Origin of the sequence: Pseudomonas parasichuanensis, assembly GCF_021601385.1 — a bacterium.
Taxonomy (GTDB): domain Bacteria; phylum Pseudomonadota; class Gammaproteobacteria; order Pseudomonadales; family Pseudomonadaceae; genus Aquipseudomonas; species Aquipseudomonas parasichuanensis.
The window spans coordinates 1-20,346 of the sequence record NZ_BQHO01000018.1; the positions used below are offsets into that span (position 1 = coordinate 1).

The 20,346-nt window shown below is 63.6% G+C and carries 18 protein-coding genes; 15 read left to right on the plus strand and 3 right to left on the minus strand.

The window, feature by feature from the left end; genetic code table 11:
- Nucleotides 1-508 precede the first annotated feature (508 nt).
- Both L6D77_RS15310 and L6D77_RS15315 read right to left on the minus strand, forming a co-directional pair.
- Nucleotides 509-1,729, minus strand: a complete 1,221-nt coding sequence (locus L6D77_RS15310; protein WP_232884412.1) for a CaiB/BaiF CoA transferase family protein — start codon at nt 1,727-1,729, stop codon at nt 509-511.
- Between the two features lie 15 nt (nt 1,730-1,744).
- Entirely contained in the window at nt 1,745-2,926 is a 1,182-nt protein-coding gene (locus L6D77_RS15315) for an acyl-CoA dehydrogenase (RefSeq protein ID WP_110995052.1), read from the minus strand.
- A 167-nt stretch (nt 2,927-3,093) separates the two neighbouring features.
- Here L6D77_RS15315 and L6D77_RS15320 point away from each other — a divergent pair, with 167 nt between their 5' ends.
- From L6D77_RS15320 to L6D77_RS15365, 10 genes are all read left to right on the plus strand, one after another.
- The gene (locus L6D77_RS15320) at nt 3,094-3,996 is read left to right on the plus strand and encodes a LysR family transcriptional regulator (protein ID WP_232884411.1); all 903 of its coding nucleotides are present in this window, start codon (nt 3,094-3,096) and stop codon (nt 3,994-3,996) included.
- Nucleotides 3,997-4,419: 423 nt separating this feature from the next.
- Nucleotides 4,420-5,541, plus strand: a complete 1,122-nt coding sequence (locus tag L6D77_RS15325) for a Re/Si-specific NAD(P)(+) transhydrogenase subunit alpha (RefSeq protein ID WP_232884410.1) — start codon at nt 4,420-4,422, stop codon at nt 5,539-5,541.
- An 11-nt stretch (nt 5,542-5,552) separates the two neighbouring features.
- Nucleotides 5,553-5,867 (plus strand): NAD(P) transhydrogenase subunit alpha part 2, encoded by a 315-nt coding sequence (locus L6D77_RS15330; RefSeq protein WP_110995049.1) that lies wholly within the window; start codon nt 5,553-5,555, stop codon nt 5,865-5,867.
- A 2-nt stretch (nt 5,868-5,869) separates the two neighbouring features.
- Complete coding sequence (locus L6D77_RS15335) at nt 5,870-7,306, plus strand: NAD(P)(+) transhydrogenase (Re/Si-specific) subunit beta (protein WP_232884409.1); 1,437 nt, start codon at nt 5,870-5,872, stop codon at nt 7,304-7,306.
- A 186-nt stretch (nt 7,307-7,492) separates the two neighbouring features.
- Entirely contained in the window at nt 7,493-8,986 is a 1,494-nt protein-coding gene (locus tag L6D77_RS15340) for an acetyl-CoA hydrolase/transferase family protein (protein ID WP_232884408.1), read from the plus strand.
- A gap of 446 nt (nt 8,987-9,432) precedes the next feature.
- Entirely contained in the window at nt 9,433-9,648 is a 216-nt protein-coding gene (locus tag L6D77_RS15345; RefSeq protein ID WP_110995046.1) for a DUF1127 domain-containing protein, read from the plus strand.
- A gap of 295 nt (nt 9,649-9,943) precedes the next feature.
- Nucleotides 9,944-10,261, plus strand: coding sequence for a DUF2388 domain-containing protein (locus L6D77_RS15350; RefSeq protein WP_232884407.1), 318 nt, complete (start codon nt 9,944-9,946; stop codon nt 10,259-10,261).
- A gap of 86 nt (nt 10,262-10,347) precedes the next feature.
- Nucleotides 10,348-10,641 carry a DUF2388 domain-containing protein gene (locus tag L6D77_RS15355; protein ID WP_232884406.1) on the plus strand — a complete coding sequence of 98 codons (294 nt, stop codon included), beginning with the start codon at nt 10,348-10,350 and terminating at the stop codon, nt 10,639-10,641.
- Nucleotides 10,642-10,679: 38 nt separating this feature from the next.
- A complete protein-coding gene (locus L6D77_RS15360; RefSeq protein ID WP_232884405.1) occupies nt 10,680-11,000 on the plus strand; it encodes a DUF2388 domain-containing protein in 321 nt (106 codons plus the stop codon).
- The gene (locus tag L6D77_RS15365) at nt 10,997-12,955 is read left to right on the plus strand and encodes a DUF7844 domain-containing protein (RefSeq protein WP_236170089.1); all 1,959 of its coding nucleotides are present in this window, start codon (nt 10,997-10,999) and stop codon (nt 12,953-12,955) included. Before L6D77_RS15360 ends, L6D77_RS15365 begins: the two co-directional genes overlap by 4 nt.
- A gap of 90 nt (nt 12,956-13,045) precedes the next feature.
- Here the strand turns inward: L6D77_RS15365 and L6D77_RS15370 are convergent, their stop codons facing one another.
- Nucleotides 13,046-13,447: a GFA family protein gene (locus L6D77_RS15370; protein ID WP_232884416.1), complete on the minus strand. Its 402-nt coding sequence runs from the start codon at nt 13,445-13,447 to the stop codon at nt 13,046-13,048.
- Nucleotides 13,448-13,715: 268 nt separating this feature from the next.
- Between L6D77_RS15370 and L6D77_RS15375 the strand changes: the two genes are divergently transcribed.
- The 5 genes from L6D77_RS15375 to L6D77_RS15395 all read left to right on the plus strand — a co-directional run bounded on the left by L6D77_RS15375 (nt 13,716) and on the right by L6D77_RS15395 (nt 20,311).
- The gene (locus L6D77_RS15375) at nt 13,716-15,023 is read left to right on the plus strand and encodes a CitMHS family transporter (protein ID WP_232884403.1); all 1,308 of its coding nucleotides are present in this window, start codon (nt 13,716-13,718) and stop codon (nt 15,021-15,023) included.
- A 72-nt stretch (nt 15,024-15,095) separates the two neighbouring features.
- Nucleotides 15,096-15,866, plus strand: a complete 771-nt coding sequence (locus tag L6D77_RS15380; RefSeq protein WP_153788301.1) for a TerC family protein — start codon at nt 15,096-15,098, stop codon at nt 15,864-15,866.
- A gap of 234 nt (nt 15,867-16,100) precedes the next feature.
- A complete protein-coding gene (locus L6D77_RS15385) occupies nt 16,101-17,759 on the plus strand; it encodes a Na/Pi cotransporter family protein (protein ID WP_232884402.1) in 1,659 nt (552 codons plus the stop codon).
- A 30-nt stretch (nt 17,760-17,789) separates the two neighbouring features.
- A complete protein-coding gene (locus tag L6D77_RS15390; RefSeq protein ID WP_232884401.1) occupies nt 17,790-19,193 on the plus strand; it encodes a M16 family metallopeptidase in 1,404 nt (467 codons plus the stop codon).
- A 92-nt stretch (nt 19,194-19,285) separates the two neighbouring features.
- On the plus strand, nt 19,286-20,311 hold the full coding sequence (locus tag L6D77_RS15395) for a DUF5924 family protein (RefSeq protein WP_232884400.1): 1,026 nt from the start codon (nt 19,286-19,288) through the stop codon (nt 20,309-20,311).
- Nucleotides 20,312-20,346 lie beyond the last annotated feature (35 nt).

The window sequence follows — 20,346 nt, forward strand, 5'->3', positions numbered from 1 at the left end:
CTATGTGATTTCTCGCATGGCCACTTGTGATGCTGATAATCTTTTTGACTATCAGTCCGTACTCACAAGCACCCACACGAATTGCTTGATTCAATTTGTTAAAGAGCGTTTGGTTAAGAGCCTTTCGGCTCAACCGAGGCGCGCATTCTACGCTTTCCTCATTTGCTGTCAAGCGTTTATTTTGAAGTTTTTCCGAGAAACTCGTTTAGCTTCAACCGCTTAACTCGCCGCGATCTCTCGTAGCGGGAGGCGAATCATACAGCGTTACAACCTGCTGTCAACCACCTTTTTCACCGCTGCCGATCGTGAGACCGAAACGCTTCCGGACCTTCCGAATCGCTTAACTCGTTGAATCTCAAGGAGTTTTGCGTTCCGTTGTCGCTGGAAGTGGGGCGCATTATAAGGGGATCTGAGACCCCGTCAACCTTTAATTTCACAAAACCTAAATACGACTGAAAACAAAGCGGGGAGGCCTGTCGGCCTCCCCGCTCTCTATATAGCTACAGTGTCAGAGTACGCCAGCAGTGCGCAGTTCGTGCACTGCCTTCGCATCCAGCCCCAGCACATCACTTAGCACTGCCTCGGTATGCTCCCCCAGCAGCGGAGGTGCCTGCCGGTACTCCACCGGCGTCTCCGACAACCTGATCGGGCTCGCCACCTGCGGCACCATCCCCGCCAACGGGTGCGGGATGTTCACCGCCAGCCCCCGAGCCAACACCTGCGGATCCTGGAACATCTGCGCCAAGTCGTTGATCGGCCCACAAGGCACGCCAGCCTTCTCCAGCTCACTCACCCATTCAGCCGTAGTCTTGAACACCGTGGCCTGGCGAATCAGCGGAATCAACTCGGCCCGATTGGCCACACGCTGCTTATTGGTAGCGAACCTCGGATCATCCGCCCACTGCGGCTGCCCGGCCACCTCGGCAAACTTGCGGAACTGCCCATCGTTACCCACGGTTAGGATGAAATTGCCATCCGCCGTCGGGAAGTCCTGGTAGGGCACGATATTGGGATGCGCGTTACCCAACCGACGCGGGGAGCTCCCCGTGGTGAGGTAGTTCATGGCCTGGTTGGCCAGACAAGCCACCTGCACATCCAGCAACGCCATATCGATATGCTGGCCAACCCCGGCCTGGTCCCGGTGGGCGAGGGCAGCCAGGATCGCCACCGTCGAGTACAGGCCAGTAAGGATGTCGGTCAGGGCCACGCCAACCTTCATCGGCCCGGCACCTTCCTCACCCTCCGGCCGCCCGGTCAGGCTCATCAGCCCGCCCAGCCCCTGGATCATGAAGTCGTAGCCGGCACGCTTGGCATACGGCCCGGTCTGGCCGAAGCCTGTGATCGAGCAATAGATAAGCTTCGGGTTGACCGCCTTCAGGCTCTGGTAGTCCAGACCATAGGTCGCCAGCCCGCCGACCTTGAAGTTCTCGATGACGATGTCCGACTTAGCCGCCAGCTCGCGCACCAGGCGCTGGCCTTCGGGCTGAGTAAAGTCGATGGTCACCGAGCGTTTGTTACGGTTGGCCGACAGATAGTAGGCCGCCTCACTGGTGTTCTCGCCACGCGAGTCCCTGAGGAAGGGCGGGCCCCAGGCACGGGTATCGTCACCCGAACCCGGGCGCTCGACCTTGATCACATCGGCACCAAGGTCAGCGAGGATCTGGCCGGACCATGGGCCGGCGAGCACCCGAGAAAGATCCAGCACCCGCAGATGTGAAAGCGCACCCATGGCCTGGCTCCTCTATTAGTAGAACGCCTGGATACCGGTTTGCGCACGCCCAAGGATCAGCGCATGCACGTCGTGGGTGCCTTCATAGGTGTTGACTACCTCAAGGTTGACCAGGTGACGGGCCACGCCGAACTCGTCAGAGATACCATTGCCGCCCAGCATGTCACGCGCCATGCGGGCGATATCCAGGGCCTTGCCGCAGGAGTTGCGCTTCATGATGGAAGTGATTTCCACCGCAGCGGTGCCTTGGTCCTTCATCTGCCCCAGACGCAGGCAGCCTTGCAGGGCCAGGGTAATTTCGGTCTGCATATCGGCCAGTTTTTTCTGGATCAGCTGGTTGGCGGCGAGCGGGCGACCGAACTGCTGGCGGTCCAGGGTGTACTGGCGCGCGGTGTGCCAGCAGGCCTCGGCGGCGCCCAGCGCACCCCACGAGATGCCATAACGGGCCGAGTTCAAGCAGGTGAACGGGCCTTTCAGGCCACGCACGTCAGGGAAGATGTTCTCTTCCGGGACGAACACGTTATCCATGACGATCTCACCAGTGATCGAGGCGCGCAGGCCGACCTTGCCATGGATGGCCGGGGCGCTGAGGCCTTGCCAGCCTTTCTCCAGGACAAAGCCGCGAATGTCGCCGGCATCATCCTTGGCCCAGACCACGAACACATCGGCGATCGGGCTATTGGTGATCCACATCTTGCTGCCGGTCAGGCGGTAGCCACCGTCAACCTTGCGCGCCCGCGTGATCATCGAGCCAGGGTCGGAGCCATGGTTAGGCTCGGTCAGGCCGAAGCAACCAATCCATTCACCACTGGCCAGCTTGGGCAGGTACTTCTGCTTCTGTGCTTCGGTACCGAACTCGTTGATCGGCACCATGACCAGCGACGACTGCACGCTCATCATCGAACGATAACCGGAGTCGATGCGCTCCACCTCACGGGCAATCAGGCCATAGCACACGTAGTTGAGTCCGCTGCCGCCGTACTGCTCAGGGATGGTTGCACCCAGCAGGCCAACTTCACCCATCTCGCGGAAGATCGCAGGATCAGTCTGTTCGTGACGGAAGGCTTCCAGCACACGCGGCGCCAACTTGTCCTGGGCGAACTGGAAGGCGCTGTCACGCACCATGCGCTCTTCTTCAGTGAGCTGCTGATCCAGCAGCAACGGGTCGATCCAGTTGAAGCTTGCTTTACCGGCCATGTGCGTGTTCCTCGAAACAAAGATGGGAGCGGATTCTTGCGTTGCATTGATCCTAGGCCTGATCGGCCATCGGGACAAACGAGGATTGTGCACGCTTTAGTGATATTTTCTCACTCCGTAACCGATAGAACGCAGCACTAACGAGCACACAAGTGAGGTTGACGTACATGCGCCGCAAGATCCCCAGCACCACCGCCCTGGTCTGCTTCGAGGCGGCCGCGCGTCACGAGAGCTTTACCAAGGCTGCCCACGAACTGGCCCTGACCCAGGGCGCCGTCTGTCGGCAGATCGGCGGGCTTGAGGCGTTTCTCAACGTCGAGCTGTTCCGCCGCTCGCGCCGGGGCGTGAAGCTGACCGAGGCAGGCCTGTCCTACAGCCGCCAGGTAGCCAGCCAACTGGACGCCGTTGAGCGCGACACCCTGTCGGTGATGCGCCAGCAGGGCGCCAACGTGATCGAACTGGCCGTGGTGCCGACCTTCGGTACCCAGTGGTTGCTGCCGCGGCTGAAGGATTTCCAGCAGCGCCACCCCGAAGTCACGGTCAACCTGACCAACCGCACCCGGCCGTTCCTGTTCGCCGACACACCTTTCGATGCGGCCATCTACTTCGGCGACGCCGACTGGTCCGGCACCCAGGCCCATCGCCTGATGGGCGAAAACCCGGTACCGGTGTGCAGCCCGAAGTTGCTGGACGGGCAGGGCGGGCTCGACGCCCAGCGCATCGCCGAGCTGCCCCTGCTGCAGCAGACCACCCGCCCTTATGCCTGGCGGCAATGGTTCGACGGCCTGGGCATGAGCGTTGAACGCGACATGACCGGCCCGCGCTATGAACTGTTCTCCATGCTCGCCCAGGCGGCCATGCATGAGATGGGCATTGCACTGATCCCTCCGTTCCTGATCCAGCGCGAGCTCGAGGAGGGCAGGTTGGTGGTCGCTAACAGGCATGCCTTGGCCAGTGACAAGGCCTACTATCTGATGATTCCAGAGCGCAAGGTGGAGTCCGCCTCCCTACGGGCTTTCCGTGACTGGCTGATTGCACAGGCCCGGCAATACACGGCAAAATCCGATTAACTGACCCCGTAGTCAATTATTTTAAACACCTACAGATATATGTATTTGTCGCAAATACGTAATCTGTTACGGCCAGCCTCAAAAACCCTATCAACCCTAGTTAGCACGCGGGTTTGCTGGTTATTTTGCGACATTCACGGCATCAAGACCGAAAACAGCAGAATTTTTTTCAAATTTTCCCCTAAGCTCCGAATAGCGCGTACTTGACGGGTTTGTTTCGAATCATTGCGACATACGGTCACAGGGTGACTTGTAGTTTTGAGTTCGTTTCGCTCCAGAACCGGTTGTAGGCCCCATGGTTCATCTGCAAAATGCCTCCCCGCCCCGAATTACAGGCGGGGTCGTGCTCTACGGCCACCCAGCGCGCCACCCGAAGTGAGCTGGTTCAAACAAACACAAAAGGTCACCGCAGGAGACAAAGTCGTGCACATTGGTGTTCCTCTCGAGACGCAGACGGGTGAGACAAGGGTCGCCGCGACCCCGGAAACCATCAAGAAACTGGTTAGCCAGGGCCATCAGGTCACCGTGCAACGGGGGGCAGGGCTCAAGGCCAGCATTCCGGACAGTGCCTATGAAGCCGTCGGCGCCGCACTGGGTGAGGCGACCGATGCCTTCGGCGCGCAGCTGGTGCTCAAGGTGGTCGCACCCACCGACCAGGAACTGGCGCTGATCAACAGCGGCAGCGTGCTGGCCGGCATGCTCAACCCGTTCAACAACGAGCTCATCGGCAAGATGGCCGAACGCGGTATCACCGCCTTTGCCCTGGAAGCCGCGCCTCGAACCTCACGGGCCCAGAGCCTCGACGTGCTGTCGTCGCAAGCCAACATTGCCGGCTACAAGGCCGTGCTGCTGGCCGCTCATCACTACCCACGCTTCATGCCCATGCTGATGACCGCCGCCGGTACCGTGAAGGCCGCCCGCGTGTTGATCCTCGGCGCTGGTGTCGCCGGCCTGCAGGCCATCGCCACGGCCAAGCGCCTGGGTGCGGTGATCGAAGCCTCCGACGTGCGCCCGGCGGTGAAAGAGCAGATCGAGTCGCTGGGTGCCAAGTTCCTCGACGTCCCCTACGAGACCGATGAAGAGCGCGAATGCGCCGAAGGCGTCGGCGGCTATGCCCGCCCCATGCCCGCCAGCTGGATGCAACGCCAGGCCCAAGCCGTGCACGAGCGCGCCAAGCAGGCCGATATCGTCATCACCACCGCGCTGATCCCCGGGCGCAAGGCGCCGACGCTGCTCAGCGCCGAAACCGTGGCGCAGATGAAGCCCGGCTCGGTGGTGATCGACCTCGCTGCGGCCCAGGGCGGCAACTGCCCGCTGACCGTCGCCGACCAGGTGGTGCAGGCAAACGGCGTGACCATCGTCGGCCCGACCAACCTGCCGGCCCAGGTCGGCGCGGACGCCTCGGCGCTGTACGCCCGCAACCTGCTGGACTTCATGAAGCTGCTGTTCGACAAGGACGGCGCGCTGATGATCAACCTCGAAGACGACATCGTCGCCGCGTGCCTGATGTGCCGCGACGGCCAGGTCGTGCGCAAGAACGGCTGAGGAGCACGACAATGGAAGACCTGCTGATTTCCCACGGCATCTACAACCTGATCATCTTCGTGCTGGCCATCTACGTGGGCTACCACGTGGTGTGGAACGTCACCCCGGCCCTGCACACCCCACTGATGGCCGTCACCAACGCCATTTCGGCGATCGTCATCGTCGGCGCCATGCTCGCGGCCGCGCTGACCGTCACCCCAGCCGGCAAAGTGATGGGCACCCTCGCCGTGGCGCTGGCCGCGGTCAATGTGTTCGGTGGCTTCCTGGTCACCCGCCGCATGCTGGAAATGTTCAAGAAGAAAACCAAGAACGAGGCGCAGAAGTAAGCATGAGCATGAATCTGGTAACGCTTCTGTACCTGGTCGCCTCGATCTGCTTCATCCAGGCGCTCAAGGGCCTCTCGCACCCAACCACCTCACGCCGGGGCAACCTGTTCGGCATGATCGGCATGGGTATCGCCATCCTCACCACGGTCGGGCTCATCTACAAGCTGGGCGCCGAGCTGGCCACTGCCGGCATCGGCTATGTCATCGTCGGCCTGCTGGTCGGCGGCACCGCCGGCTCGGTCATGGCCAAGCGCGTCGAGATGACCAAGATGCCCGAGCTGGTCGCCTTCATGCACAGCATGATCGGCCTGGCCGCGGTATTCATCGCCATCGCCGCCGTGCTCGAGCCGCAATCGCTGGGCATCGTCGCCAGCATCAGCGACCCGATCCCCACCGGTAACCGCCTGGAGCTGTTCCTCGGTGCGGCCATTGGTGCCATCACCTTCTCCGGCTCGGTCATCGCGTTCGGCAAGCTGTCGGGCAAGTACAAGTTCCGCCTGTTCCAAGGCGCACCGGTACAGTTCGCCGGCCAGCACAAGCTGAACCTGATCCTGGGCCTGGCCACCATCGCCCTGGGCCTGCTGTTCACCTTCACCGGCCACTACAGCGCCTTCACCCTGATGCTGGCCCTGGCCTTCATCATGGGCGTGCTGATCATCATCCCGATCGGCGGCGCCGACATGCCGGTGGTGGTGTCGATGCTCAACAGCTACTCGGGCTGGGCAGCGGCCGGTATCGGCTTCTCGCTGAACAACTCGATGCTGATCATCGCCGGCTCCCTGGTGGGTTCGAGCGGTGCGATCCTCTCGTACATCATGTGCAAGGCGATGAACCGCTCGTTCTTCAACGTGATCCTCGGCGGCTTTGGTGGTGATACCGATGCCGGTGCGGCGCAAGGCTCCAAGGAGCAGCGCCCGGTGAAGTCCGGTTCGGCCGACGACGCCACCTTCCTGCTGAGCAACGCCGACAGCGTGATCATCGTGCCCGGCTACGGCCTGGCAGTGGCCCGCGCCCAACACGCGCTGAAAGAGCTGACCGAGAAACTGGTGCACAACGGCGTGACCGTGAAGTACGCGATCCACCCGGTTGCCGGCCGTATGCCAGGCCACATGAACGTGCTGCTGGCCGAGGCGGAAGTGCCGTACGACCAGGTGTTCGAGATGGAAGACATCAACGCCGAGTTCGGCCAGGCCGACGTGGTGCTGGTGCTGGGCGCCAACGATGTGGTCAACCCGGCGGCGAAGAACGATCCCAAGTCGCCGATCGCCGGCATGCCTATTCTCGAAGCGTTCAAGGCCAAGACCATCATCGTCAACAAGCGCTCGATGGCCAGCGGCTATGCCGGCCTGGACAACGAACTGTTCTACCTGGACAAGACCATGATGGTGTTCGGTGACGCGAAGAAGGTCATCGAGGACATGGTCAAGGCCGTGGACTGATACCCGCCTCTATATATAGAAGCGTCTAAGGCCCCCGGGTGTTATGCCCGGGGGCTTTTTCATTTGCATGATCCAGATCAACGGCTCTATTCCAAGGCTTCGCCTACGACCATGGTCGCGGGACGGCACCGGGCTAAATCTCTAGACTGCGCTTCCAGTAGCTTCAGTAGCCTGAGATAACAATCCATGTACCGTGATCGCATCCGCTTGTCCTCCCTGCACAGCAAGGTAATGAGTGCGGCTGACGCCGCTGGCCTGATCGAGGACGGCATGACCGTCGGCATGAGCGGCTTCACCCGCGCCGGCGAAGCCAAGGCCGTGCCCCACGCACTGGCCGAGCGCGCCAAGCTGTCGCCGCTGAAAATCAGCCTGATGACCGGCGCCAGCCTGGGCAACGACCTCGACAAGCAACTGACCGAAGCCGGCGTACTCGCCCGACGCATGCCGTTCCAGGTCGACAGCACCCTGCGCAAGGCCATCAACGACGGCCAGGTGATGTTCATCGACCAGCACCTGTCGGAAACCGTCGAGCAGCTGCGCAACAAGCAACTGACCCTGCCGGACATCGCGGTCATCGAAGCGGTGGCGATCACCGAACAAGGCCACATCGTGCCGACCACCTCCGTCGGTAACTCGGCCAGCTTCGCGATCTTCGCCAAGCAGGTCATCGTCGAGATCAACCTGTCGCACAACGCCAACCTCGAAGGCCTGCACGACATCTATATCCCGACCTACCGCCCGACCCGTACGCCGATCCCGCTGGTGAAAGTCGATGACCGCATCGGCAGCACCGCAATCCCGATCGACCCGGCCAAGATCGTCGGCATCGTCATCAGCGACCAGCCAGACTCCCCGTCCACCGTGCTGCCGCCCGACCACGAGACCCAGGGCATCGCCGACCACCTGATCGCCTTCCTCAAGGGTGAAGTGGACGCCGGCCGCATGACCAACAAGCTCGGCCCGCTGCAAGCCGGCATCGGCAGCATCGCCAACGCCGTGATGTGCGGCCTGATCGAATCGCCGTTCGAAGACCTGACCATGTACTCCGAAGTGCTGCAGGACTCGACCTTCGACCTGATCGACGCCGGCAAGCTGAGCTTCGCCTCGGGCAGCTCGATCACCCTGTCGAGCCGACGCAATGCCGACGTATTCGGCAACCTCGAGCGCTACAAGGACAAGCTGGTGCTGCGCCCGCAGGAGATCTCCAACCACCCTGAAGTGGTGCGTCGCCTGGGCATCATCGGCATCAACACGGCGCTGGAGTTCGACATCTACGGCAACGTCAACTCCACCCACGTCTGCGGCACCCGGATGATGAACGGTATCGGTGGCTCCGGCGACTTCGCCCGTAACGCCCACTTGGCGATCTTTGTCACCAAGTCGATTGCCAAGGGTGGCGCGATTTCCAGCGTCGTGCCCATGGTCAGCCACGTCGACCATACCGAACACGACGTCGACATCCTGGTGACCGAGCAGGGCCTGGCCGACCTTCGCGGCCTGGCGCCACGCGAGCGTGCCCGCGCGATCATCGACAACTGTGTGCACCCGGACTATCGCGCCGCGTTGAACGACTACTTCGAACGCGCCTGCCAGCGTGGCGGCCACACCCCGCACATCCTGCGCGAAGCCCTGAGCTGGCACGAGAACCTGGAAGAAAGCGGGCGCATGCTGGCCGGTTGATCCACCAGCGCTGTAGCCATCGCGGGGCAAGTCCGCTCCCACGCATACGCCGCGTGGGAGCGGGCTTGCCCCGCGATCGTTTCACCCAAATGAGTCATCTGTGGGAGCGGGGTTTACCCGCGAATGGTGCAGTGGCCATACAGACGATTTCGTGGGTGAACCCGCTCCCACAGTTCAACTGGCAACCAGATAATTAAAACTGTACTACTGTACTGGTAATTATCGGCTTTCGCCTCGCGCCATTTCCTGCAAATTCCAAAATTCGCACTAAATTAGTGCAGACCAGTACAGTTACGCCAATTTCGGGTGCAACAGTAGGGTTACACAGTTAACTGAGCCATCGCTTTACTGCAGAACTGTATCTACTGTTATGGACAGCAGAGGAGGAAGATGGGCACCAGTTAAATCACTCCCTAATGCCGCCACAAGCGGAAGGATGAAACATCATGGAACGCACCCTCAGTTCCGGTCTGGTTTTCGAAAGCAACGCCCAAGCCTCTCACGCTGCCCTGCCACTGCGCGCCCTGTCGACCCTGCTGCTGTGGCAACGCCGCATGGCCAGCCGCCGCCAGCTGGCTCGCCTGGACTCCCGCCTGCTGGCCGACGCCGGTATCAGCGAGTCGCAGCGCTACGAAGAGCTGAGCAAGCCGTTCTGGCGCTAAGCCTCGGCAGCCGGCCAACGCCGGCACCGCGAATACACAAGAACCCGTCGCCGGAAACCGCGACGGGTTTTTTGTTTGTCTGCCCCGAGATAGAGCCTTCGGAGCACAACAGATACAGTTTCACAAAAATAACATTCAATAGGTACAGTTACCCATGTGGTCCTTTGCCGTTCCGGGCACGTGAACCGAGGCGTGTTACGCTTGTCCTACACGCCTGGCAACACCGTACCGTGACGAGCCAAGCGAGCGTCCGACAACCAGAACCATCCAGACCCTGCGCAGGAGTCCACCCATCATGTCCCGTTATCATCTGTTCGGCGCCGCCGTGCTGCTGTCCCTCGCCGGCGCGGCCAATGCCACCAGCTTCGTGGTGACCACCGACACGGTCGTGCGCGGTGTCGCCGCCACCACCGATGCCACCTCCGACGTAACCTCGTCGTTCCGCGATGACAAGATCGTCCAGGCCGCCCGTGACGACGCCGCCAGCTTCGTTGGCAGCGAAGGCGCGATCCGCGGCGCCAAGCTGGAGAGCGCCTTCGTGCACATTCGCCAGCAGCAGCCCACGCTGCAAGCCAGCGACGCACAACTGGCCCGCGCCATCCTCGCGCTCTAATACCTGCTTTTACACCCGGATTCACTGGCCCAGGCCGGTGCATCCGGGGTAGCCTTCGCTGCCCGAAACCATCGCCTAGAGAGCCCATGCGTTATCTGCTGCCCATGCTGTTAGCCCTCGCCGGTATGGGAAGTGCCCATGCCATGGATGTCACCACCCAGAGCCTCGTTGCCACCGGCTACGTCACCAGCCAAGTGACCACCGCGCCGTTCGATCGCAAGATCGTCGTCGCCGCCCGTGACGACGCTGCCGCCTTCGTTGCCAGTGACGGCTTGATCCGCGGTGCACGCCTGCAGGCCGCGCTGGTTTCGCTGCGCCAGGTTCACACCTGCCACTCTGTCGGCGACCTTGAACTGGCCGAAGCAATCCTCGTCCAATAACCACCTGTTACGCCTTTTGTACCCTCTGGAGATGCTCCATGCGTAAATCGCTGATCGCCGCTTCCCTCGGCATGTTGCTGCTGGCCGATATGGCCCAGGCTCACACGCTGGTGGCTACCAGCAACATCATCGTCCGTGCCTCGGCGCGCACGGTCGACTTCACCTCCGACACCACCACCTCGATTCGCGATTCGAAAGTCATCCGTGAAGCCCACGACGACGCCGCCAGCTTTGTCGCCAGCAACGGCAACATCCGTGGCGCCCAGCTCGAAGCGGCCTTCGACACCCTGCGCACCCGTGTGCCGGAAGCCCGCGACGCCAGCGACCAAGTGCTGGCCGAAGCCATCCTGGCCCTGTGAAGCACGTGCGTGCCTGGCTGCTCGGCTGCGCCCTGACGCTGCTCGGCACGCCCGCCCTTGCCGATCTGCAGCTGGTGCTGCAGGCGGATGGCCTCGATCAGCCGCAACAACAGGCCACCCAGCAGCTGCTCGATGAAGCCATGGCCAAGTTGCCGCCACGCTTCAAGCAGCAGCTGGACCGCCAGGTCACGGTGAGCTGGACCGACCGTATGCCCGAGGATGCCTATGGCCAGGCCTCGCCGGTCTCCACCCTCGACCTCAACCGCCGCCTGTTGCCAGGCCTGGTCGATGGCAGCGCCGCCCGCGAAAAGACCAACCGCCCCCACGGCACCGTCCGTGAAGAGTTGCTGGCCACCGTGCTGCACGAACTCACCCATATTTACGACCGCGCCCGCCTGTGGCCCAGCGCCGAGCGCCAGCTGATCACCCGCTGCAAGCGCCAGCAGGGCGCCCTGGGCAAGGTAGGCCTGCCACAGGACTGCCGTGGCCAGGCCGAGCGCCGCTTCACCCTGAGCGACGACCCCAGGCTGCTCGACCTGGCCGGCTGGCCACAGTACGTCGGCCGCCGCGGCGAGCGCGAACAGCACAACGGCCAGGTGGCCCGCAGCCCCGACAGCTACGAGCTGAGCAGCCCCAAGGAATTCATCGCGGTCAACATGGAGTACTTCCTCCTCGACCCGAGCTACGGCTGCCGCCGCCCGGCGCTCAACCAGTACCTGAGCGAGCACTTCGGCTGGGCACCGCCGCAGAACACTTGCGCCAAGAGCCTGCCGTTCCTCAATGCCGGTAATGACTTCGCCCGCCAGCCGCTGGGCGAAATCGACCCCGAGCGGGTCTACGAAGTGGATTATCTGCTGGCCGAGGCCAACCAGAACCTGGTCAGCCGCTGGGGCCACAGCATGCTGCGCCTGGTGATCTGCGCCCCCGGCCGCCCGCGCGGCCCGGCTTGCCGCCTGGACCTCGACCAGAGCCTGGTGCTGTCGTACCGGGCTTTCGTCAACGACGTACAGCTGTCGAGCTGGGGCGGGCTGGTCGGTGCCTACCCGTCGCGGCTGTTCGTCCTGCCGCTGGGCCAGGTGATCGACGAATACACCAAGACCGAACTGCGCAGCCTGGCCTCGGTGCCGCTCAAGCTCAGCCGCAGCGAGATCGAGAACATGGTGCGCCAGGCCGCCGAGATGCACTGGAGCTACGACGGCAACTACTTCTTCCTGTCCAACAACTGCGCCGTCGAGAACCTGAAGCTGCTGCGCAGCGGCACCGCCAACCCGCGCCTCAACGACCTCGACAACATCATGCCCAACGGCCTGCTGGAAGTGCTCAAAGGGCGCGGCCTGGCCGACACCAGCGTGCTCGACGACCCACGCGAGGCGCTGCGCCTGGGCTATCGCTTCGACTCCTACCGCGACCGCTACCAGGCCATGTTCGACGTGTTGAAGAAGCAGCTGCCGATCAAACAGACTGCCGTGGAAGACTGGCTGGCCCTGGATGCCGAGCAGCGCCGCCCGTGGTTCGAACGCGCCGACCTGCGCACCAGCGCGGCGCTGCTGTTGCTGGAACAAGCCAGCCTGCGCCGGCAACTGCTGCTGGCCCAGGACGAGGTCAAGCAGCGCTACCTCAATGGCCGCGCGCTCAAGGACGGCAGCTTCGACAAGGCTGACCAGGCCCTGCAGGCGATCCTCGCCAACAGTGGCTACCTCAGCCGCCCGGCAGAGCTGCTGGGGGCGGGCGGCTACGGCCTGCCGCAGCCCGAGGAGCGCCAGCACCTGGAGCAGGAGAGCAAGGCACGCCAGGCACAGCTGCTGCGCCTGAGCAACGACCTGGACCAGCAGGTGAGGGCGCTGCTGGGGCCGGAGCGGGCCAGGGAGATCAAGGCGGTGGAAGCCAACATCAAGCAGGTGGGCGAGCATCTGCGCGCGCTGCACAAGGCGGCCGGCGGGTTGCAGCTACCCTAGCGACAGCAGGTGAGGGCCTCATCGCTGGCAAGCCAGTCCCTGTGGGAGCTGGCTTGCCAGCGATAGGGCCAGTACAGCCAGCACAATACCTCACAGGCTCTCCCCATCCTCCTCGGGCAACCCATCACCCGCCGGCAGCCACGGCAACCGGCTCGTCACCCAGATATGCCGGCTGGGCGTCACCCGCTCGGGATGATCCAGCGTCGCCACCGTCACATCGATCGTCTGCGGGCTGCGCTCGGTCACCAGCGCCACGTGGGCCCCGCACCCCCCACAGAAATAGCGGCTGCACCCGGCCGGCGCCACATAGCGCTGCGGCGAGCCCGCCACCCACTCGAAATCCTCCGCGGCCAACGTGACCCAGGTCACCAGCGTGCCGCCACTGACGCGTCGGCAGATCGAGCAATGACAGTGGGCAACATCACCCAGATCGCCCCGCAACCGGTACCGCAGGGCGCCGCAATGGCAACCCCCTTCCTCGACACGCGCCATCGTCATGACCTCCCGTCGCCTTGCACTGGTCGAAAGCTGGCTGAAAGCTTGCGCACATAGGATAGCGCCACCACCGGCAGCAGACCGGTCAGCCAGGGCACCCGGAAACTTCCGTGCCCGGCCCAATCAACAACAACAATGGTGATTCTGATGTTTTCCTGTGCCCGCCTTCCCGCAGTCCCTCTTCGCCTACTCCCCGCGCAGCGCCTGACGCGCTGATCCGCCCGAAACGTCCTTCCTTTCGCCGCGCCACGCCTGGAGTATCGCCATGCTGACCTTCCTCGGCTTTGCCATGGTCATCACCTTCATGTACCTGATCATGACCAAGCGCCTGTCGGCCTTGATCGCGCTGATCCTGGTACCGATCCTGTTCGCCCTGTTCGGCGGCTTCTACAGCGACATCGGCCCGATGATGCTGCAAGGCATCAGCAAGCTCGCGCCCACCGGCGTGATGCTGATGTTCGCCATCCTGTACTTCGCCCTGATGATCGACTCCGGCCTGTTCGACCCGGCCGTGCGCAAGATCCTCAAGCTGGTCAAGGGCGACCCGCTGAAAGTCTCGGTCGGCACTGCGGTGCTGGCCCTGGTCGTCTCCCTCGACGGTGACGGCGCCACCACCTACATGATCTGCTGCGCCGCCATGCTGCCACTGTACAGCCGCCTGGGCATGAGCCCGCGGATCATGGCCGGCCTGATCATCCTCGCCGGCGGAGTGATGAACATGACCCCCTGGGGCGGCCCGACCGCCCGCGCCGCCAGCGCCCTGCACGTGGACCCCTCGGACATCTTCGTGCCGATGATCCCGGCCATGGCCTTCGGTGTCCTGGCAATCCTCGCCATCGCCTACTGGTATGGCCTGCGTGAACGTGCCCGCCTGGGTGAACTGCACCTGCCCACCGACGACATCGACCACAGCGACATCAGCGTGTCGCAGTTCCCCGAAGCGCGCCGGCCCAAGCTGATCTGGTTCAACGGCGCCCTGACCGCCGCCCTGATGGTCGCGCTGATCGCCGGCGTGCTGCCGCTGCCGGTGCTGTTCATGATCGCCTTCAGTATCGCCATGATCGTCAACTACCCGTGCCTGCAGCAGCAGAAGGACCGCATCGGCGCCCACGCCTCCAGCGTGCTGGCCGTGAGCGGGCTGATCTTCGCCGCCGGTATCTTCACCGGCATCCTGTCGGGCACCGGCATGGTCGATGCCATGTCCAAGAGCCTGCTGGCGGTGATCCCGGAAGCGTTCGGCCCGTACATGGCGGTGATTACCGCGCTGGTGAGCATGCCGTTCACCTTCTTCATGTCCAACGACGCCTTCTACTACGGCGTGCTGCCGGTGCTGTCGGAGTTCGCCAGCCACTACGGCGTCACCCCGGTGGAGATGGCCCGTGCGTCGATCGTCGGCCAACCGGTACACCTGCTCAGTCCGCTGGTACCCTCCACCTACCTGCTGGTGGCCCTGGCCGGCATCGAGTTCGGCGATCACCAGCGCTTCACCCTCAAGTGGGCAGTGCTGGTGTGCCTGTGCATAATGTTCGGCGCGCTGGCCCTGGGGACGTTCCCACTGTTCAGCAGTCTGTAATACACACGCTTCATCCAACCGCAAAGCGCCCGCCCCCCGGGCGCTTTGCCATTACCGCTCGAAGGAATACACATGGAATGGCTGACCAGCCCGGAAATCTGGGTTGCCTTTTTCACCCTCACGGCCCTTGAGATCGTGCTTGGGATCGACAACATCATCATGATCTCGATCCTGGTCAGCCGCATGCCCAAGCACATGCAGCCGCGCACGCGGATCTTCGGCCTGGCCCTGGCCATGGTCACGCGCATCCTGCTGCTGCTGTCGATCACCTGGGTCATGCGCCTGACCGACGACCTGTTCCATGTGTTCGGCCAAGGCATCTCCGGACGCGACCTGATCCTGTTCTTCGGCGGCCTGTTCCTGCTGTGGAAAAGCTCGCAAGAGATCTACCACGGCCTGGAAGGCGAGGACGAAAGCCCGGACGAGCCCAAGGGCGCGGGCGGCAAGTTCTTCTACACCATCATCCAGATCGCCATCATCGACATCGTGTTCTCGCTGGACTCGGTAATCACTGCCGTGGGCATGGTGTCCCACGTACCGGTGATGATCGCCGCGATCATCGTCGCGGTCCTGGTGATGATGCTCTGCGCCGGCACCATCAGCGACTTCATCGACAAGCACCCGTCGCTGAAGATGCTTGCGCTTTCGTTCCTGATCGTCGTCGGTACCGTGCTGATCGCCGAATCTTTCGACGTGCATGTGCCGAAGGGCTACGTCTACTTCGCCATGGCCTTCTCGCTGGCGGTGGAAGCGATCAACATCCGCATGCGCACCGCGGCGGCGCGCAAGAAGGGTGAAGAGCCTGACGCGGTGAAACTGCGCAAGGACATTCCGGGTCAGTAAGACCGGCGAGAGCAATACAGAAAGGGCCCTTCGGGGCCCTTTCTTGTGCCGACTTCCCCGGCGATGAGGTCCGCGCAGGTTTCAAATAGGTTTCACCCATGCCAAGCTGGCGCCAGCTGCGCAAAACAACTAAAGCTTCAGTGAGCACTGGAAAAACCAGCCCACCCCCGGGCCAGGCTCACCGCCGCACCATTGGCCCCGCCTAGGGGCATAGAAGAACAAGGGGGCCCGACCATGCTGACCCTGCTCAACCTACTCTCTGCCGTGGCCCTGCTGGTGTGGGGCACGCACATCGTGCGTACCGGCATCCTGCGCGTCTATGGCTCGAACCTGCGCCGGGTGCTTAGCCAGAACATGAACAAGCGCCCGCTGGCGTTCATTGCCGGCATCGTGGTCACCGCCATGGTGCAAAGCAGCAACGCCACCGCCATGCTGGTCACCTCGTTCGTCGGCCAGGGCCTGATGGCCATGACCCCGGCCCTGGCGATCATGCTCGGCGCCGACGTGGGCACCGCGCTGATGGCGCGGGTGCTGACCTTCGACCTGTCCTGGCTGTCGCCGCTGCTGATCTTCCTCGGGGTGATCTTCTTCCTCTCGCGCAAGCAGACCCGCGCCGGCCAACTGGGCCGCGTCGGCATCGGCCTGGGGCTGATCATCCTGGCGCTGCAACTGATCGTGCACGCCGCCACCCCGATCACCCATGCCCAGGGCGTGAAGGTGCTGTTCGCCTCCCTGACCGGCGACATCCTGCTCGACGCGCTGATCGGCGCACTGTTCGCGATGATTTCCTATTCCAGCCTGGCTGCCGTGCTGCTGACCGCCACCCTGGCCGGCGCCGAGGTGATCAGCCTGCCGGTGGCCATCGGCCTGGTGATCGGCGCCAACATCGGCAGCGGCCTGCTGGCCTTCCTCACCACCAGCCTGCAGAACTCGGCGGGGCGCCGGGTGGCCCTGGGCAGCCTGCTGTACAAGCTGTTCGGCCTGGTGCTGATCATCCCGGTGCTGCACCCGCTGGTGGACTGGATGGACAGCCTGAGCTTCAGCCCGCAGGAGTTGGTGATCGGCTTCCACCTGCTCTACAACACCCTGCGCTGCCTGCTGATGCTGCCCACGGTCAAGCCCATGGGCCGGCTGTGCGACTTCCTGCTGCCCGAACGGGGCAACGGCAACGGCCATACCCAGGCGCGCCACCTTGACCCCACCGCGCTCACCACCCCGAGCCTGGCACTGGCCAACGCGGTACGCGAAACCCTGCGCCTGGGCGACCTGGTCGACAGCCTGCTCGACGCCATGCTGGGCGCCCTGCGCGGCACCCAGACCGCCATGCCCCAGCAGGTGCGCACCTTCGCCGAAGACGCCGAGGCACTGTACAACGCCATCAAGCTGTACCTGGCGCAGATGCCCCGCGAAGACCTGAGCGAACAGGACAACCGGCGCTGGGCCGAGATCATCGAGCTGGCAATCAACCTCAAGCTGGCCACCGACCTGATCGAGCGCATGCTGCGCAAGGTCCAGCAGCAGAAAACCTCCCAGCGCCGCGAGTTCTCGCAAACCGGCCTGGAAGAGCTGACCGGCCTACAGGAACAGCTGTTGGCCAACCTGCGCCTGGGCCTGTCGGTGTTCCTCAGCGCCGACCCGCAAAGCGCGCACCAGCTGCTGCGCGAAAAACGCCGCTTCCGCGCCCAGGAGCGGCGCCTGGCCCATGCCCATGTCAGCCGCCTGCAACGTAAAGTGGTGCAGAGTATCGAGACCAGTTCGCTACACTTGGAACTCATTGCCGACATGAAGCGGTTGAACTCTTTGTTCTGCAGCAGTGCCTATGTGGTACTGGGCGGCACCGACACCGGCGGGCTGATGCTCGACAGCGTGCCGGACGAAGCCCGCCAGCCTTGAGCCTTTGCCCCCGGAGACCATAGCTCGCCCATGCGTTGCCTGATGTTCATTTGCCTGCTGATCGCCAGCCTGCCGACCTTCGCCCTCGATCGCTCGCGGGTCGAGGGCTACCTGTTGCCCAACGGCCTGCAGGTGATCCTCAAGTCCGGCTACGAGCGCGACCATGTGTCGATCCGCCTGGTGGTGGGCGTGGGCCTGGACGATTTCGACTGCAACCAGCGCGAGCTGCCGCACCTGCTCGAACACCTGCTGTTCAGCGGCATCGACGAAACGGGCGAGGGCGGCCTGGAAGAGCGCCTGCAAGCGCTGGGCGGGGAATGGAACGCCTTCACCAGCAGCGCCGACACCACCTTCGTCATCGAAGCCCCGGCCCGCAACCAGCGCAAGGTGCTCGACCTGCTGCTGGCGCTGCTGCGCGACACCCGTATCGACGCCAAGGCCCTGGCCACGGCCAAGCGCATCATCGAGCGCGAGGACGGCGGCCATTACGGGCACCTGCAGCGCTGGCTCGACCGCCAGGAAGTCGGCCACCCGGCCAGCGACCAACTGGCGACCGAGCTGGGCCTCAAGTGCAAGGAGCGCTCCGACCTCGACGACATGACCCTGGAGCAGGTACAGCACCTGCGCGAGCACTGGTACGCCGCCAACAACATGAGCCTGATCGTCGTCGGCGGCCTCGACCGCCTGCTGCCGGCCTACCTGGAACGTACCTTCGGCGAACTGCCGGCGACCGAACCCGAAGAGCGCCGCACCCTCGAGACCATCAGCCAGCAGGCCGAGCAACGCCGCGACCTGACCCGTGGCTGGTTGGGCGACAACGTCAAGCTGCACTGGTTGTTCATCGAACCCACGCTGGACACGAACGACGACCAGACCCTCGAACTGCTCTCGCGCTACCTGGACTGGGCGCTGTACGACCAACTGCGCTTGCGCCACGGTTTGTCCTACGGCCCCTCGGCGCAACGCGAGAGTTTCGGCGACAGTGGCCTGCTGAGCCTCAATGCCGACCTGGAGCGCCAGGACCTCGACGCGGCGGTGAAGGTGCTCGAGCAGTTGTTCGAGCACCTGCGCAAGCACGGCCTGGACCCGGACACCTTCGCCCGCATCAAGGACGCGGCGATTGCCCGCGAGAGCTGGAGCACCCAGGGCAACACGGCGTTGGCCGACTATTACTGGGGAGCGCTCAACGCCTATGAGAACGGCCGCTTCAGCGACCCGGTACGTGCGCTACGCCAGGTCAGCCTCAAGCAGGCCAACGAGGCCCTGCGTGAGCTGCTCAAGGACCCCGGCTACCTGCGCATCGAGAAGCCGCTGCTGGGGTATGACGAGCTGTACGGATTGGTGGCGCTGTTGCTCGGGCTGATCCTTGCGGTCGGGCTGCTTCGTTGGCGGCGCGTAGTGGCGAATCGCCCCAGCGGCGCTACACGAAAGTAGGGGTTCGGCGGTATCCTGTGCCTGCCTCTTCGCCGCTGCGATTTACCCGCGAAGAGGGCCGAGCAGCCTCCCAATCATTCTGTTGTAGCCCCATGCCCCCAATACCCAACTTCGTCCTGCGCGTGATCGAACTGCTCAAGCGCTACCCCGGCATCATCGCGCTCTACGGTTTCCTGTCGGGTATCGGCAGTTTCATCCTGGTCGACCGCCAGGCCGGCCTGGCCCGCTGGATCGCCATCGCCATGCTGGTCAGCTGGGTCTGGCTGATGCTGGAGAACACCCTCACCGAGCTGTTCGCCCGCACCTTCAAGCGTGAGATCCCCCAGCCGCTGCTGCGCTTCGCGACGCAGATGATCCACCAGGAGAGCCTGTTCTTCGTCCTGCCGTTCTTCTTCATCACCACCACCTGGAACAGCGGCCAGCTGATCTTCACCGGCCTGCTCGGCGCCGCGGGGCTGATCTCCATCGTCGACCCGCTGTACCACAAGTGGCTGGCCCCGCGGCGCTGGCTGTTCCTGGCGCTGCACACCCTGACGCTGTTTGCCGCGCTGCTCACGGCACTGCCGATCATCCTGCACCTGACCACCGCGCAGAGCTTCAAGCTGGCGCTGGTCGCGGCCATGGTGCTGTCGTTCCCAAGCCTGGCCAGCAGCTTCCCGATCAACAACTGGCGCCGTGGCGTGGCGCTGGTGCTGGTGACCCTGGCGGTGGGCGGCGGCGGCTGGCTGATGCGCTCCTGGGTGCCGCCGGCGACCCTGTGGATGACCGATGTGGCGATCAGCACCGAAGTGCTCAACCGCCAGCCGGGCGCGTCGCTGGAAGAAGTACCCGCCAGCCGCATCCGCAATGGCGGCCTGTATGCCTACACCGCGATCAATGCCCCGCGCGGCCTCAACGAGCGCATCTACCATGTGTGGCAGCTGGACGGTAAAGAAGTCGACCGCATCGCCCTGGACATCCACGGCGGGCGCAAGGAAGGCTACCGGGCCTGGACCCACAAGCAGAACTTCCCGCCCAACCCGGTGGGCAAGTGGCAGGTGCGGGTGCTGACCGAGGATGGCCAGGTCATTGGGGTGCTGCGCTTCAAAGTGGTGGATGACGCACCAAAAACCCTGTAGGAGCGGCCTTGTGCCGCGAAAGGGCTGCGCAGCTG

Coding starts and splice junctions, on each gene's coding strand:
- L6D77_RS15310 (WP_232884412.1), bottom strand. CDS start 1,729: ATGGGTGCGCTTTCACATCTGCGGGTGCTGGATCTTTCTCGGGTGCTC.
- L6D77_RS15315 (WP_110995052.1), bottom strand. CDS start 2,926: ATGGCCGGTAAAGCAAGCTTCAACTGGATCGACCCGTTGCTGCTGGAT.
- L6D77_RS15320 (WP_232884411.1), top strand. CDS start 3,094: ATGCGCCGCAAGATCCCCAGCACCACCGCCCTGGTCTGCTTCGAGGCG.
- L6D77_RS15330 (WP_110995049.1), top strand. CDS start 5,553: ATGGAAGACCTGCTGATTTCCCACGGCATCTACAACCTGATCATCTTC.
- L6D77_RS15335 (WP_232884409.1), top strand. CDS start 5,870: ATGAGCATGAATCTGGTAACGCTTCTGTACCTGGTCGCCTCGATCTGC.
- L6D77_RS15340 (WP_232884408.1), top strand. CDS start 7,493: ATGTACCGTGATCGCATCCGCTTGTCCTCCCTGCACAGCAAGGTAATG.
- L6D77_RS15345 (WP_110995046.1), top strand. CDS start 9,433: ATGGAACGCACCCTCAGTTCCGGTCTGGTTTTCGAAAGCAACGCCCAA.
- L6D77_RS15350 (WP_232884407.1), top strand. CDS start 9,944: ATGTCCCGTTATCATCTGTTCGGCGCCGCCGTGCTGCTGTCCCTCGCC.
- L6D77_RS15355 (WP_232884406.1), top strand. CDS start 10,348: ATGCGTTATCTGCTGCCCATGCTGTTAGCCCTCGCCGGTATGGGAAGT.
- L6D77_RS15360 (WP_232884405.1), top strand. CDS start 10,680: ATGCGTAAATCGCTGATCGCCGCTTCCCTCGGCATGTTGCTGCTGGCC.
- L6D77_RS15370 (WP_232884416.1), bottom strand. CDS start 13,447: ATGGCGCGTGTCGAGGAAGGGGGTTGCCATTGCGGCGCCCTGCGGTAC.
- L6D77_RS15375 (WP_232884403.1), top strand. CDS start 13,716: ATGCTGACCTTCCTCGGCTTTGCCATGGTCATCACCTTCATGTACCTG.
- L6D77_RS15380 (WP_153788301.1), top strand. CDS start 15,096: ATGGAATGGCTGACCAGCCCGGAAATCTGGGTTGCCTTTTTCACCCTC.
- L6D77_RS15385 (WP_232884402.1), top strand. CDS start 16,101: ATGCTGACCCTGCTCAACCTACTCTCTGCCGTGGCCCTGCTGGTGTGG.
- L6D77_RS15390 (WP_232884401.1), top strand. CDS start 17,790: ATGCGTTGCCTGATGTTCATTTGCCTGCTGATCGCCAGCCTGCCGACC.
- L6D77_RS15395 (WP_232884400.1), top strand. CDS start 19,286: ATGCCCCCAATACCCAACTTCGTCCTGCGCGTGATCGAACTGCTCAAG.